Source organism: Pseudomonas sp. S2_B07 (assembly GCF_054668435.1).
This window is the reverse complement of sequence record NZ_CP162769.1, coordinates 262,102-276,599: the sequence shown is the minus strand read 5'-3', so window position 1 is coordinate 276,599 and position 14,498 is coordinate 262,102. Positions and strand designations below refer to the sequence as shown.

Annotated in this window: 12 protein-coding genes; 10 read left to right on the top strand and 2 right to left on the bottom strand. The window is 59.7% G+C overall.

The genetic code is table 11. The annotated features are described in order from the left end of the window. Positions 1-2: 2 nt before the first annotated feature. Entirely contained in the window at positions 3-941 is a 939-nt protein-coding gene (locus AB4N43_RS01375; RefSeq protein ID WP_050590164.1) for a site-specific integrase, read from the bottom strand. Positions 942-1,326: 385 nt separating this feature from the next. Between AB4N43_RS01375 and arnB the strand changes: the two genes are divergently transcribed. Genes arnB through AB4N43_RS01330 form a run of 9 tightly spaced genes read left to right on the top strand, consistent with a single transcriptional unit; the run spans position 1,327 to position 11,713 of the window. Beyond that, positions 1,327-2,475: a UDP-4-amino-4-deoxy-L-arabinose aminotransferase gene (arnB, locus tag AB4N43_RS01370; protein WP_460152895.1), complete on the top strand. Its 1,149-nt coding sequence runs from the start codon at positions 1,327-1,329 to the stop codon at positions 2,473-2,475. Next, positions 2,472-3,488 carry an undecaprenyl-phosphate 4-deoxy-4-formamido-L-arabinose transferase gene (gene arnC, locus AB4N43_RS01365; RefSeq protein ID WP_027923065.1) on the top strand — a complete coding sequence of 339 codons (1,017 nt, stop codon included), beginning with the start codon at positions 2,472-2,474 and terminating at the stop codon, positions 3,486-3,488. The genes arnB and arnC overlap by 4 nt, the downstream gene beginning before the upstream one ends. Beyond that, positions 3,485-5,476, top strand: a complete 1,992-nt coding sequence (arnA, locus tag AB4N43_RS01360) for a bifunctional UDP-4-amino-4-deoxy-L-arabinose formyltransferase/UDP-glucuronic acid oxidase ArnA (RefSeq protein ID WP_460152893.1) — start codon at positions 3,485-3,487, stop codon at positions 5,474-5,476. Before arnC ends, arnA begins: the two co-directional genes overlap by 4 nt. Then, entirely contained in the window at positions 5,476-6,360 is an 885-nt protein-coding gene (gene arnD / locus AB4N43_RS01355; RefSeq protein WP_460152892.1) for a 4-deoxy-4-formamido-L-arabinose-phosphoundecaprenol deformylase, read from the top strand. Before arnA ends, arnD begins: the two co-directional genes overlap by 1 nt. Continuing rightward, complete coding sequence (arnT, locus tag AB4N43_RS01350; protein ID WP_027923062.1) at positions 6,357-8,006, top strand: lipid IV(A) 4-amino-4-deoxy-L-arabinosyltransferase; 1,650 nt, start codon at positions 6,357-6,359, stop codon at positions 8,004-8,006. The genes arnD and arnT overlap by 4 nt, the downstream gene beginning before the upstream one ends. Then, positions 8,003-8,347, top strand: coding sequence for a 4-amino-4-deoxy-L-arabinose-phosphoundecaprenol flippase subunit ArnE (gene arnE, locus AB4N43_RS01345; RefSeq protein WP_027923061.1), 345 nt, complete (start codon positions 8,003-8,005; stop codon positions 8,345-8,347). Before arnT ends, arnE begins: the two co-directional genes overlap by 4 nt. Then, a complete protein-coding gene (gene arnF / locus AB4N43_RS01340) occupies positions 8,344-8,745 on the top strand; it encodes a 4-amino-4-deoxy-L-arabinose-phosphoundecaprenol flippase subunit ArnF (protein ID WP_059182914.1) in 402 nt (133 codons plus the stop codon). The genes arnE and arnF overlap by 4 nt, the downstream gene beginning before the upstream one ends. Next, positions 8,742-10,121 (top strand): UDP-glucose dehydrogenase family protein, encoded by a 1,380-nt coding sequence (locus tag AB4N43_RS01335; RefSeq protein WP_460152889.1) that lies wholly within the window; start codon positions 8,742-8,744, stop codon positions 10,119-10,121. Before arnF ends, AB4N43_RS01335 begins: the two co-directional genes overlap by 4 nt. After that, positions 10,094-11,713, top strand: a complete 1,620-nt coding sequence (locus tag AB4N43_RS01330) for an ArnT family glycosyltransferase (protein WP_460152887.1) — start codon at positions 10,094-10,096, stop codon at positions 11,711-11,713. The genes AB4N43_RS01335 and AB4N43_RS01330 overlap by 28 nt, the downstream gene beginning before the upstream one ends. Before the next feature lie 41 nt (positions 11,714-11,754). On the opposite strand, the gene AB4N43_RS01325 is transcribed toward AB4N43_RS01330, so the two are convergent. Continuing rightward, positions 11,755-12,720 carry a LysR family transcriptional regulator gene (locus tag AB4N43_RS01325; RefSeq protein WP_460152886.1) on the bottom strand — a complete coding sequence of 322 codons (966 nt, stop codon included), beginning with the start codon at positions 12,718-12,720 and terminating at the stop codon, positions 11,755-11,757. A gap of 306 nt (positions 12,721-13,026) precedes the next feature. Between AB4N43_RS01325 and argH the strand changes: the two genes are divergently transcribed. Beyond that, positions 13,027-14,454, top strand: coding sequence for an argininosuccinate lyase (argH, locus tag AB4N43_RS01320; protein WP_460152884.1), 1,428 nt, complete (start codon positions 13,027-13,029; stop codon positions 14,452-14,454). The last annotated feature ends 44 nt before the right edge of the window (positions 14,455-14,498 follow it).

Below are 14,498 nucleotides of genomic sequence, written 5' to 3'. Positions count from 1 at the left end.
CGTCAAAGATCAAAGCGATCCACTGCTCGGCGCCGCTCGTTGTCGTCGCGTACATCGTAATTGGCGGTGGTCTGGATGTTGCTGTGATGCGCGAGTTTCTGCGCGATCGATAAATCGTGCTCTTCAATCACGCGGGTGATGAATGAACGGCGAAAATCATGCGGCATGATCTTGACCCCGACTTCGGCACCGCGCTGGCGCGCGATGTAATAGATCGCATGTTTGGTCACGCGCTCACGGGTGATATGGCTGCCACGGCGAATGCGGTTGAACAGAAACGGGTCATCCACCTCGCCTTCCTTGAGCTGTGATCGACGGAACTCGAGCCAGGCTTCCAGCTTGGCGAAGGCCCAGGCCGGCGCGTACTTGATCAATTGCTTGTTGCCCTTGGCCGTCACCCGCAGGCTGCGCTCGGCAAAATCGACCTGCGACAGGTCAAGGTTTACCGATTCGGACTTGCGCATCCCCGAACCGTACAAAATCCCGATGATCGCCGCGTCCCGCAACCCTTGTGGGCGTGGATCGGCGGCACACACCGCCATCAACTCCTGGATCAGCGTGCGCCGCAAGTTGCGCCCTTGCGACAATCGGGTGCCGGCAATGCCTTTGACCGAGCGCATTTTCAGCAGGTGTTCCTGGCTGATCAGGCTCATGCGCCACGCCTCATTCATTACCCCGCGGATCGCGTTCACATACAACGAAGATGTGTTGGGCGCATAGCCGTCTTCGCGCAACGCCGCGACCAGCGCAATGACATCTTCTGGCTGCAGCTGATGCCAGGGAATTTCCTCGATGTTCATGTCTTCGAAGCCCAACCGGTCGGCGGCATCCTGCAATACATAACGCATGGTCAGCTGACTGGAGGGCGCGAGCCGGGCCAGGTAGACCGTCAACGGGTTGGTCTTTGAAGCAACAGGATGGGTAACAGGTAAGTCAGTCAAACGAAACGGCCTTGAGTTAAAACACTGCAGTAAAACAACTAAGGATTGAAACATTCCTCATCTAAAGCGGAGACTTCCGTAGGACTTTTCTTCTGAAAACCACGATGAACGGCAGGAGTCTGAACAGTGCCTGTATGGCTCTCAGATAAATGATTTGCCGACCGGGTTTTCATGTTCCTTTCACGAAATTGCGCATACCCTCAATGAGCTGCGACTGTCCCCCACAGGCCTCCAACGTGCCGACCGGAACAGAAAAAGTCAATTGATGCGATTTGTCACACTTTCGGTGTAACCAATTGAAGCAGCTTATTTTTTATCGACTACGCTTGCCTTGGATCCAACACATCCAGTATCAATGTTCGTCCAATTCCAGCCCGAGGTGCCCATGAGTCAGGCGTTTCTCCCCTTTTCCCGCCCAAGTATCGGCGATGAAGAAATTGCAGCCGTCGAGCAAGTATTGCGCTCCGGCTGGATCACCACCGGGCCAAAAAATCAACAATTGGAAGAGCAGTTCGCCAACTATGTCGGATGCCGCCACGCCGTTGCACTTTCCTCGGCCACCGGTGGCATGCACATCACCTTGCTGGCCTTGGGCATCGGGCCGGGCGATGAAGTCATTACCCCGTCCCAGACATGGGTGTCCACCGCCAACATGATCTGCCTGCTGGGCGCGACGCCGGTGTTCGTCGACGTCGACCGCGACACCCTGATGAGCGATCTGGACAGCATCGAGGCCGCCATCACCCCACGTACCAAAGCCATCATTCCGGTGCACTACGCGGGCGCTGCCTACGATCTCGACCCGCTGTATGCGCTGGCTGACAAACACGGCATTCCTGTCATCGAAGACGCCGCCCACGCCGCGGGTACCTTCTACAAAGGTCGTCATGTCGGTTCCAAGGGCACGGCGATCTTCTCGTTTCACGCCATCAAGAACATGACCTGCGCTGAAGGCGCGATGTTTGTCAGCGACGATGAAGCGCTGGCCAATCGGGTGCGCATGCTCAAGTTTCACGGCCTCGGCGTCGACGCCTATGACCGCCTGACTGGCGGCCGCAAACCGCAGGCGCAAGTGATTGAACCGGGTTTCAAATACAACCTGGCCGACATCAATGCTGCCATCGCCCTGGTGCAACTGGAGCGACTTGAAGAAATCAACGCTAAACGCACCCAGCTGGCACAAACGTACTTGCATCGCCTGGAAGGCTGCGCCGTGCAACCGCTGGCGATACCGACTTACCCGCAACAACACGCCTGGCACCTGTTTATCCTGCGCATCGACGCCGAGCGTTGCGGCCTGGACCGTGAAGCGTTCATGAAGGGCTTACAGGAGCAGAACATCGGCACTGGCATCCACTTTATCGCCACCCATTTGCACACGTATTATCGTCAGCGGTTCCCGAACATTTACTTGCCTGACACCGAATGGAATTCGGCCCGGCTGTGTTCGATTCCCTTGTTCCCCGACATGACCTGCGATGATGTCAATCGTGTGGTCGATGCCATTGAAAACGTTATGGACAGATCTCAGTGAAACCTTACCCAATCCGTTGCGTGTCGGTTGTTATCCCGGTCTACAACGAGCAAGACAGTCTGCCCGAGTTGCTGCGGCGTACCGAAGCGGCCTGTGCGCAGCTGCACCATGAATACGAAATAGTGCTGGTGGATGACGGCAGTCGCGACAACTCGGCGCAAATCCTCGAAGAGGCTGCCAGTCGCGAAGGCAGCCCGGTGGTCGCGGTCATTCTCAACCGCAACTATGGTCAGCATGCGGCAATCATGGCCGGTTTCGAACACTGCAAAGGTGATGTCGTCATCACGCTCGATGCCGACCTGCAAAACCCGCCTGAAGAAATTCCGCGACTGGTGGCCCAGGCCGAACTCGGTTATGACGTGGTCGCCACCGTGCGCAACAACCGTCAGGACTCGGCCCTGCGTCGCTGGCCGTCGAAACTGATCAACATGGCCGTGCAGCGCTCGACCGGCGTTGCCATGAGCGATTACGGCTGCATGCTGCGTGCTTATCGCCGGACCATCGTCGACGCGATGCTGGCCTGCCGAGAACGCAGCACCTTCATCCCGATCCTGGCCAACAGTTTTGCCCGGCACACCACGGAAATCCTGGTGATGCACGCCGAGCGGGAACACGGTGAATCCAAGTACAGCCCCATGCGCCTGGTCAATCTGATGTTCGACCTGATCACCTGCATGACCACCACGCCGTTGCGCCTGCTGAGCATCGTCGGTTTCGCCATGGCCGGCCTGGGTGTGCTGTTCGCCATGACCTTGATCTTCTTGCGCCTGGTGTTCGGCGCCGAATGGGCCGGGGACGGTTCGTTCGTGCTGTTCGCCGTGCTCTTCGTCTTTACCGGCGGGCAATTCATCGGCATGGGCCTGCTGGGCGAGTACCTGGGACGCATGTACAGCGACGTCCGCGCCCGCCCGCGCTTCTTTGTCGAAAAAGTCTTGCGTAGCCAACCCGCCGCACCCGCTCCCGTTGTCACCGTTGACGGCCTCACTTCCACTTCAGATCAGGTTCTCTCATGAGCGCAAAAGCTGTTGTCTTCGCCTACCACGATATTGGCTGTGCCGGTATCGAATCCCTGCTCGCGTCCGGCTTTGAAATTGCCGCCGTGTTCACTCATGCCGATGACCCGAAAGAAAACGCGTTCTACGGTTCCGTTGCGCAATTGTGTGCCCAAAAAGGCATCCCGGTGCATGCCCCTGAAGATGCCAACCATCCGCTGTGGATCGAGCGCATCGCCAAACTCAACCCGGATTACCTCTTCTCGTTCTACTACCGCAACCTGTTGACCGAGCCACTGCTGGCCACCGCCCGCAAAGGCGCCTTCAACCTGCACGGTTCGCTGCTGCCACGCTACCGCGGCCGCGCCCCGGCCAACTGGGTGCTGGTGAACGGTGAAACCGAAACCGGCGTGACCCTGCACCGCATGGTCAAGCGCGCCGATGCCGGCGCGATCATCGCTCAGCAAAAGGTTGCCATTGAACGCAGCGACACCGCGCTGACCCTGCACGGCAAATTGCGTGTGGCCGCGGCCGACCTGTTGCGCGACAGCCTGCCTGCCCTGTTGCAAGGCAAAGTCACCGAAACGGCTCAGGACGAGTCCAAAGCCACGGTGTTCGGTCGCCGCACCGCCGCCGACGGCAAACTGTTCTGGAAGAAACCCGCTGAAGAACTGTTCAACCTGGTCCGTGCGGTTACCCAGCCGTACCCGGGCGCGTTCTGCGACGTGGGCGAGCACAAGCTGATTGTCTGGAGCGCCGAAGTGGCCAAGGGCAATGAAGGTCAGGCGCCGGGCCGTGTGATCAGCGTCGATCCACTGCGTATCGCCTGCGGCGAAGACTCGCTGGTGATCACCGCCGGTCAGCGCAATGACAACGGCCTGTACCTGAGCGGCCCGCAACTGGCCAACGAATTGGGCCTGGTCGACGGCTCCGTCCTGCGCGGCGCGGAATCCGGGCGCAAGCCACGTCGCACCCGCGTGCTGATCCTCGGCGTCAACGGCTTCATCGGCAACCACCTGTCCGAGCGCCTGCTGCGCGATGACCAGTACGAAGTTTATGGCCTGGACATCGGTTCGGACGCCATCGACCGCCTGCGCAGCCACCCGAACTTCCACTTCGTCGAAGGCGATATCAGCATTCACTCCGAGTGGATCGAGTATCACATCAAGAAGTGCGACGTGATCCTGCCACTGGTAGCGATTGCCACCCCGATCGAATACACCCGCAACCCGCTGCGCGTGTTCGAACTGGACTTCGAAGAGAACCTGAAGCTGGTTCGCTACTGCGTCAAATACAACAAGCGCGTGATCTTCCCGTCGACTTCCGAAGTCTATGGCATGTGCCAGGACAACAACTTCGACGAAGACACTTCCAACCTCATCGTTGGCCCGATCAACAAGCAACGCTGGATCTACTCGGTCTCCAAACAGTTGCTCGACCGTGTCATCTGGGCCTACGGCCAGAAAGGCCTGAATTTCACCCTGTTCCGCCCTTTCAACTGGATGGGCCCACGTCTGGACCGTCTGGACTCGGCACGTATCGGCAGCTCCCGCGCCATTACCCAGCTGATCCTGAACCTCGTGGAAGGCACGCCGATTCGCCTGTTCGATGGCGGCGAGCAAAAGCGTTGCTTCACTGACATCGCGGACGGCGTAGAAGCCCTGGCGCGGATCATCGACAACGAAAACGACGCCTGCAACGGTCAGATCATCAACATCGGCAACCCTGAGAACGAAGCGAGCATTCGCCAGCTGGGCGAAGAACTGCTGCGCCAATTCGAAGCTCACCCGCTGCGCGACAACTTCCCACCGTTCGCCGGTTTCCGCGACGTAGAAAGCAAAGCCTTCTACGGCACCGGCTACCAGGACGTGTCCCATCGCAAACCAAGCATCGCCAACGCCAAACGTCTGCTGGACTGGACGCCAACCGTGGAGATGAGCGAGACCATCGGCAACACCCTGGATTTCTTCCTGCGTGAAGCCATGCTCGAAATCGCGGACAAGCGCTAATGCAGGCAGGCCTTCGAATCGATGTCGACACCTACCGAGGCACCCGTGAGGGGGTGCCCCGGCTGCTGGAAATCCTCGACGAAGCGCAGGTCAAGGCGACGTTCTTCTTCAGCGTCGGGCCGGACAACATGGGGCGCCACTTGTGGCGCCTGATCCGCCCGCAATTTCTCTGGAAAATGCTCCGTTCCAATGCCGCCGGGTTGTACGGCTGGGACATTTTGCTGGCCGGCACTGCCTGGCCGGGCAAACCGATCGGCCGTGACCTGGGGCATTTGATGCGCCAGGCTCAGGCCGCCGGGCATGAAGTCGGCCTGCACGCCTGGGATCACCATGGCTGGCAGGCCAATGCCGGACGCTGGAGCGACGCGCAACTGATCGAGCAAATCCGCCGGGGCGTCGACACGCTCAGCGACATCCTCGGAAAGAAGATCGACTGTTCGGCCGCCGCCGGTTGGCGTGCGGACGAGCGCGTGATCGAAGCCAAGCAAGCATTCGGCTTTCGCTACAACAGCGACTGCCGGGGCCAGAGCCTGTTTCAGCCGACGCTGGCAAACGGTAGTTTGGGTGCACCGCAGATACCGGTGGACCTGCCGACCTTCGATGAGGTGGTTGGCCCAACGGTCGCTGCCCAGGACTTCAACGCGTTCATTCTTGACCGTTTTTCCCCCGACAAACTCAACGTCTACACCATTCATGCAGAAGTAGAAGGGATTCTGATGGCCAACAATTTCCGTCAGCTGCTGGCCGATGCGCGCCAGCGTGACATTCATTTCCAGCCCTTGGGCGATCTGCTGCCCGACGCGCCCAACACCTTGCCCACAGGACGTGTCGTACGCGGCACCCTTGAAGGTCGCGAAGGCTGGTTGGGAGTGCAAGGCGCATGAGCAAACGCTGGGCACTCCCCCTGCTGCTGGTCCTTTTCGTCCTGGGTTATCTGCTGCCACTGGGCACCCACGGCTTATGGATCCCGGACGAAACCCGTTACGCACAGATCAGTCAGCACATGCTCCTGAGCGGCGACTGGGTGTCGCCGCATTTCATGAGCGTGCGCTATTTCGAGAAACCGGCGGCGGGTTACTGGATGATCGCCGCCAGCCAGGCGCTGTTCGGTCAGAACCTGTTTGGCGTGCGGTTTGCCTCGGCGCTGAGCATGGGCCTGAGCGTGCTGCTGTGCTTCCTGATCGCCCGCCGATTGTGGAACGATCCGCGCAAGAGTTTTGCCTGCGCGCTGCTGTACATGAGTTTCAGCGTCATCGCGGGTCAGGCCGGTTACGCCAACCTTGATCCGCAATTCACCTTATGGGTCAACCTGAGTCTGGTGGCGTTGTGGTTTGCGCTGGACAGCGACGGCCGCCGGCAAAAAATCATCAGCTGGGCGGTGCTGGGTCTGGCCTGCGGCATGGGCTTCATGACCAAGGGTTTCCTGGCCTGGTTGCTGCCGGTGCTGGTGGCCCTGCCCTACATGATCTGGCAGAAACGCTGGAAAGAACTGCTGACCTACGGGCCTGTGGCGATTGTCGTGGCCATCGCGGTGAGCCTGCCCTGGGTGCTGGCGGTTCATTCGGAAGAGCCCGATTACTGGCGTTTCTTCTTCTGGCACGAACACATTCAGCGCTTTGCCGGTGAGGACGCCCAGCATGAAGAGCCGTTCTGGTTCTACCTGCCGCTACTGGTCGGTTTCAGTCTGCCGTGGGCGGCGTTGTTGCCGTCGGCGCTGAAACAGGCCTGGCAAACCCGACGCCAGTCCAGCATCGGCTTCCTGCTGCTATGGCTGGTGATGCCGCTGGTATTTTTCAGCATCAGCAAAGGCAAACTGCCCAGTTACATCCTGCCGTGCCTGCTGCCCCTGGCCTTGTTGCTGGGTCATACACTGGCTGACCGGCTGAAGCTGGAACAGGGACGGGTGCTGGGGCTCAACGGGTTGCTCAACCTGGTGTTGGGTCTGGTGACCCTGATCGCCTTGGTCTACCTGCAACTGAAAAAGCCGCTGTACGACCATGAACTGCACAACCTGGTGCTGGTGTTCATCGGTTTGATCGGCTGGATCATGGCCAACCTGCTGCAAGCCTTCAGGCCATTGCAATGCTGGGCTGCACCGGCATTCGGCAGTTTGTTGCTGATCGGCTTGATACCCGCCGGACTGCCTAACTCGGTGGTCGCCAACAAGACCCCCGACCAATTCATCCTCCATCACATGGATGAACTGGCGCAGACCGGCAAATTGCTGAGCAACGATCTTGGCGCCGCATCGGCGCTGGCCTGGCGCATGAAGCACCCGGATGTGTCCTTGTACAACTCGGTAGGCGAATTGAAATATGGTCTCGCCTATCCTGACTCGGCACAGCAACTGGTCACTGTCGGCCAGGTTCAGCAGTGGATGCGCGACGCCCGCCGCAGCGGCTCCGTCGGTGTGGTCATGCGGGTCAAGGGTGAGGACGAATTGCAGGAAATCGAATTGTTGCCCAAGGACGGTAAACGCTATGAACAGGGCAACCTGGTGATCCTGATTTTCCCTCAGGAGGCGCCATGAGCCTGCTACTGGTTCTGGTCGCGTGCCTGTTGACGTGCCTGGGTCAGATTGCGCAGAAATACGCCGTGGAGAGCTGGCGTGGCCAGGCTTCGGGATGGGGCGCGAAACTGCGCTCGCCCTGGCTGTGGCTGGCGCTCGCCGCGCTCGGGTCAGGCTTGCTGGTCTGGCTGCTGGTGTTGCAGCGCCTCGAAGTCGGCATCGCCTACCCGATGCTCAGCCTCAATTTCGTATTGGTCACCCTGATCGCCCGCTTCGTCTTCCACGAAACCATTGATCGCCAGCACTGGTTCGGCGTCGCACTGGTGATCGGTGGCGTGGTTCTGCTGGGGCAACACGCATGAGCCTGCGTCGCGGAATCACGTTCGCCCTGGGCAGCGTGGTGCTGGGCAGCGCGGCGCAACTGGGCATGCGCTGGAGCATGACGCGCCTGCCCTCGCCGGAAAACTGGCTGACCGCCAGTTTCGAACCGGTCCCGGTGCTGGTCGTGCTGAGCGCGATCCTGGCCTACGCCCTCTCGATGCTCTGCTGGCTGGCCGCCCTGCGGGACTTGCCGCTGGGCCGGGCCTACTCGCTTTTGAGCATCAGCTACGCGCTGGTGTACGTGCTGGCCGCCAGCCTGCCGCTGTTTCACGAATCGTTCAGCCTTTCCAAGACCGTCGGGGTGGCATTGATCATTCTCGGGGTCATCACAATCAACTCTCGTTCAGTCCGTGCGACCGAACTCCGGGGTGCGTCATGAAAATCAGTGTATTTGGTAGCGGTTATGTGGGCTTGGTCCAGGCAGCTGTCCTGGCTGAAGTTGGCCATGATGTGGTCTGCATGGACATCGACGAGAAAAAAGTCGCGCTGCTGCAACAGGGCCACGTGAGCATTTTCGAACCAGGGCTGGCCAGTCTGGTACGTGAAAGCCTGGAAGCTAAACGACTGCAGTTCACCAGCGACGAAAAGCTGGCCGTCCAGCATGGCGAGGTGCTGTTTATTGCAGTGGGCACGCCGTCCCGGGACGATGGTTCGGCGGACCTGAGCTATGTGATGTCGGTCGGTGATGCCGTGGCGCGGCATCGCGAACAACCGGTGATTCTGGTGGAGAAGTCCACGGTCCCGGTGGGCACCGGCGACGCGTTGCAAGCACATATCGACAAGGCCCTGGTGAAAGCTGGCCGTGTGTTGCAGTTCGATATCGTTTCCAACCCCGAGTTTCTCAAGGAAGGTTCGGCCGTCGCCGACTGCCGGCGCCCAGACCGGATCATCATTGGCTGCGAACGTGACGAAGTGCGCGAAGTAATGCGCGACCTCTATGCACCGTTCAACCGCAACCACGACCGCGTCATGTTCATGGACCTGCGCAGCGCCGAACTGACCAAGTACGCCGCCAACTGCATGCTGGCCACGAAAATCAGCTTCATCAACCAGATTGCCGAACTGGCCGAACACCTGGGCGCCGACATCGAATCGGTGCGTCTGGGCATCGGCGCCGACTCGCGCATCGGTTATCACTTCATTTACCCCGGCTGCGGTTATGGCGGCTCGTGCTTCCCCAAAGACATGCGCGCACTGATTCACAGCGCCCAGGAAGCGCACTGCTCCAGCGACCTGCTGCAAGCGGTGGAAGCGATCAACGAGCGTCAGAAACACAAACTGTTCGAGCGGATCAACGCGTTCTACCGTGGTGATCTGCGGGGCAAGACCTTTGCCGTCTGGGGCCTGGCGTTCAAGCCCAACACCGATGACATGCGTGATGCGCCGAGCCGGGTCCTGCTGGAATCGCTGTGGGCCGCCGGAGCCAATGTCCGCGCGTATGATCCGGAAGCGATGCAGGAAACCCAAAAACTCTATCCGAATGAATCGAAGCTGATGCTCATGGGGACGCCCGAATCGGTATTGACCGGCGCCGATGCCTTGATCGTCTGCACCGAGTGGCAACAGTTCAAGGCCCCGGATTTCGACCTGATCGAACAACGTCTGAACGCTCCCGTGATCTTCGACGGACGCAACCTGTACGACGCCGAACGCCTTGAACGCAGCGGTTTCAAATACTTCCCGATGGGCCGTGGCGAGTCACGCAACCTGCCGATCCCGCTTCAGCAATGGCCGGCAGACTCGGTCGTCGCGTGATCACCCTGTCACCCACCCGCCAGCAGTCCCTGGGCATCGGGTTACTGGCACTGATCCTGTTCAGTGCCGGGGTTTATCAGCAGGCGGCCATCGGTTTCGATTCGCGGTTCGTGATGTTTGCCCAGGAAATGCTGCGTAACGGGCCATCGGTGTTCCCCACCACCTATGGCCAGCCTTACGCCGACTACTCCGCCCTTTCGACGCTATTCATCTGGCTGCTGTCCTTGCCATTCGGGCAGGTCAACAGCCTCAGCGCCTGGCTGCCGAGCGCGATGGCGGGTGCGGTGATTGTCACGCTGATGTATCGCTTGCTGGCGTCCTACTCCCGACGCTGGGCGCTGCTCAGCATTGCCTTGATGCTGATGACCAGTACGTTCATCACCGAAGCTCGCGCGGTGTCCCAGGACCTGATACTCGCGGCGGTCGCGTTTTCGGTGTTTTACCTGGGGTATGCCGCCGACCACTTCGCAGCACAACGCCGCTGGTGGCTGATTTTTGCCCTGTTGGTCCTCGGCTTCGGGGTGCGCGGACCGATCGGGCTGGTGGTGCCCACAGGCATTCTGTGCAGCTACTTTTTGCTCAATCGCCAATGGCGGCATTTGTTTGGCTTCGGCCTGACAGCCGCCGTGTTGTTGGCCGTGAGCATCGGCACATTGTTGTGGCTGGCCGACACCGAAGGCGGCCCGGCCTTCATGCAAGACGTGGTGCGCATGCAGTTCATGGGGCGCATGGACGGCAGCGAAGGCGCCAGCGGAGCGCTGTATTATTTCACCAGTTCGATGGGCAACTATGCGCTCGCCTATCCGCTGGCCTGGCTTGCGTTGGCGGCGATTGCGCTGACCCGACCGCGCCAGGCAGGCCCTGCATGGCGCCTGTTGCAGTACTGCATGGCGGCCGGGTTGATTGTGATGATCGGGTTGTCGATCCCGCAGGCGAAAAAGGCCCGTTATCTACTGCCGATGTTGCCGATGGCGGCGATTATTGCGGCGTATCCGTTTCAGGTCGCGCAAGGGCGGTTGTTTGCCGCGTTGCGCGGTTTGATGCAGGGGTTATGGTTGCTGATCCCGATACTCATGATCGTTGGATTGGTGGTCGCTCAGCGCCGGTTTCCCGAGCAACTGACGTCGATCCGCTCGATCGTGATCCTGCTCGGCGTGTTGCAGGCCATCGCCCTTGCCACGCTGTTCAAGCCCCGTTGGCGCGCAGAGACGCTGGCTTTTTGCGCGGTGCTGGCGGTGTGGTCGGTGTACATGAGCGTGTTCGAACCGGTTGAGCGTCGGCTCTATGACACCCGCACATTCAGCCTTGCCGTCTATGAGCAGGTTAAAAAAGCGCCGGCGCCATTGGTGCTGCACAGCATGGGCAAAGATGCCAAGGCGATCAAATTCATGGTCAATATCCCGCATGACTTGCAGCCGCTGTTTACCGACTCGATCCCGGAACTGCAAAGTCTCTCCGGACCCGCGTGGTTGATGATGGACCTGAACGCCTACATCGCCTTGCAAGGCACTGCGCTGGGTAACTTGCAACCGGTGTTGAGCGGGCGATTCGACAAGAATGATTTCGTGCTGCTGCATAAACAAACCCCGTAGAACGGCGCACAGAAAGTTGCTGTTAGCGGCCCCTGCTTGTTTCACGCAGGTGCCTTCAGATCGACCCCCAACGCCTGCGCAAACGCCTTGACCAGCGGACTGCGCACGGTGTTGTGGCGCAGGATCAGATTGAACGGCGTGACGATGTTGATCAGGTCCGGGCGCACCGCGCGAAACTGTCCCTGAGCCACCATCGTCGCTGCATAATGCTGCGGCAGAAAACCGACAAAACGACCGGTCTTGATCAACAGCGCCACGGCTTCCACCTGGGTGGCGGACGCCGAGAAACTGTCGTAGTGAGCAAAGTTCAGCTTGTCCCGATGAATCGCGTAGCGATGGTTGATGCACTCATGGTGCCTGAGCACATCGCTGCCCATTTCGGCGTCCGGCGTCGAAAACAGCGGGTGACCGACAGCGCAATAAACTTCCGAGCGTTCTTCATACAGCGCGTAATAATCAAACTCCTCTCTTTTCTGGTACACCGGCACGATCCCCGCCACTAATCGCCCCTCTACTACGCCCCTTTCCACTTCATCCAGTTGAGACGACTGAAGTTGAAACCTTACTTTCGGCGACTCTTCATTAATTCGTCTAAGCGCTACAACTAACGGTGAATTAGCATCGGAAATCGTATTGTCGATAACGCCCACCCCAAGATCGCCGATAAGTTCGTTTTGCGCTGAACTAAGGCGATCTCGAAAGTTATCGACCGAGGCAAACAAATCGATCGATGCCTGATACACCAATCGCCCTTCTTCGGTCAGGTGAAAGCCTTCTCTACCCCGGGTACACAAGCGCATGCCAATGCGGATTTCCAGGTCAGATATCTGTTTGCTGATCGCCGCCAGCCCCACATTCAGCTCATTTTGCGCCGCACTAAAGCCTCCGGCCTCGACCACGGCCTTGAATACCTTGAGCAATTTGAAGTCCAGCCCACTGAGGGCCAGCGGTGCCCGTTGCAGCGGTTTTGGCGGCGGGTTTCCGGAATTGGAAAGTGGGGTTTCCATAATGCTTATTTACCTCTGGCGCCGTATTCAACAACCTGTGTCCAACAACAAAAATAGTGCCGGTAAATAATAATGACCACAGAAAACCAGGCTTGGCAACTGCCAATAAATTCCGTACTTCAGTGCCAACTCACTGATGTTCAACGACTAAAAGCTGACACTTCGATCAGCTCTCGTGACTTCGCAACTGCGCTTATCCCCTGCCCTTGAATTTGATTAGGCCGAACCTCGCCCGAATGATTTTCGACGCGTGTTCCAGGCCCGGCATACCGATTTCAGTTCGCTTTACCGACGAGGAAAACAACAATGTCTCAAACCACCGACCGTCTCTGGGGTGCCCGCTTCAAAAGCGGCCCGTCCGAAGCCCTGGCGGCCCTGTCCCGTTGCCCCGAGCGCTACTTTCGCCTCACCCCGTACGACCTCGCCGGTTCCAAGGCACATGCCCGTGAACTGCAGCGTGCCGGGCTGCTGACCGAGCAAGAAACCCTGACCATGCTCGATGCGCTGGAGCGCATCGGTGATGACTTCCGCGCCGGCCGCATCGCCCCGACGCTGGACGACGAAGACGTCCACACCTTCATCGAACGCCTGCTGACAGAACGCCTCGGCGCCTTGGGCGGCAAGCTGCGTGCGGGCCGCTCGCGCAACGACCAGACCGCCAACGACCTGCGCCTGTTTTTGCGTGATCACGTCCGCACCCTGGCCGTCGAAGTGCTGGCCCTGCAACAGGCCCTGGTCGATCAGGCCGAGCAACACATCGAAAGCATCTGCCCGGGCTTCACCCACTTGCAGCAGGCGCAACCCATTGTCTTCGCGCACCACTTGCTGGCTCACTCGCAATCGATGCTGCGTGACGTGCAACGCCTGGTGGATTGGGACATACGCACCTCACTGTCGCCACTCGGCGCTGCGGCCATGGCCGGTTCCGCCATTGCTCGCCTGCCGCAACAGTCGGCCAAGGAAATGGGCTACAGCGGCGTCTGCGAAAACTCCATCGACGCCGTCGCCAGCCGCGATCACGTCGCCGAATTCCTGTTTATTGCGAGCATGCTCGGCATCAACATTTCCCGCCTCGCCGAAGAATTTTGCCTGTGGTCGTCGCGGCAATTTCGCTGGGTTGCGCTGGACGATGCCTACGCCACCGGCAGCTCGATCATGCCGCAGAAGAAAAACCCGGACATCGCCGAACTGGCCCGGGGCAAGGCGGGTCGCCTGATCGGTAACCTGACCGGTTTGCTCTCCACGCTGAAATCCCTGCCGCTGTCGTACAACCGCGACTTGAGCGAAGACAAGAACGGCGTGCTCGACAGCGTCGACACCTTGCTGCTGGTACTGCCGGCCATGGCCGGGATGGTCGCAACCATGAAGGTCAACGTCGAAGAACTGCGTCGTCAGGCGCCACTGGGCTTCACCCTCGCCACCGAAGTCGCTGACTGGCTGGCCATGCGCGGCGTGCCGTTCAAGGAAGCGCATGAGATTACCGGTGCGCTGGTCCAGGCCTGCGAGAAACATGACCTCGAATTGTGGGAAGCCTCGCCGGCATTGCTGGCCGAAATCGACCCGCGCCTGACGCCTGAAGTGCGTGACAGTTTGACCCTGGAAGCCGCCATCGCCGCCCGCAGTGGCTGGGGCGGCACCGCACCGCAACAGGTGCGCGAGCAGATCGGCCGCCTGAAAACCGCCCTCGCCGCGCAACAGCAGTGGACCGAGGACTATCAGGGTTTCCGCCTCTGAGGCAAGACACAAAAACCTGTGGGAGCGGGCAAGCCCGCTTCCAC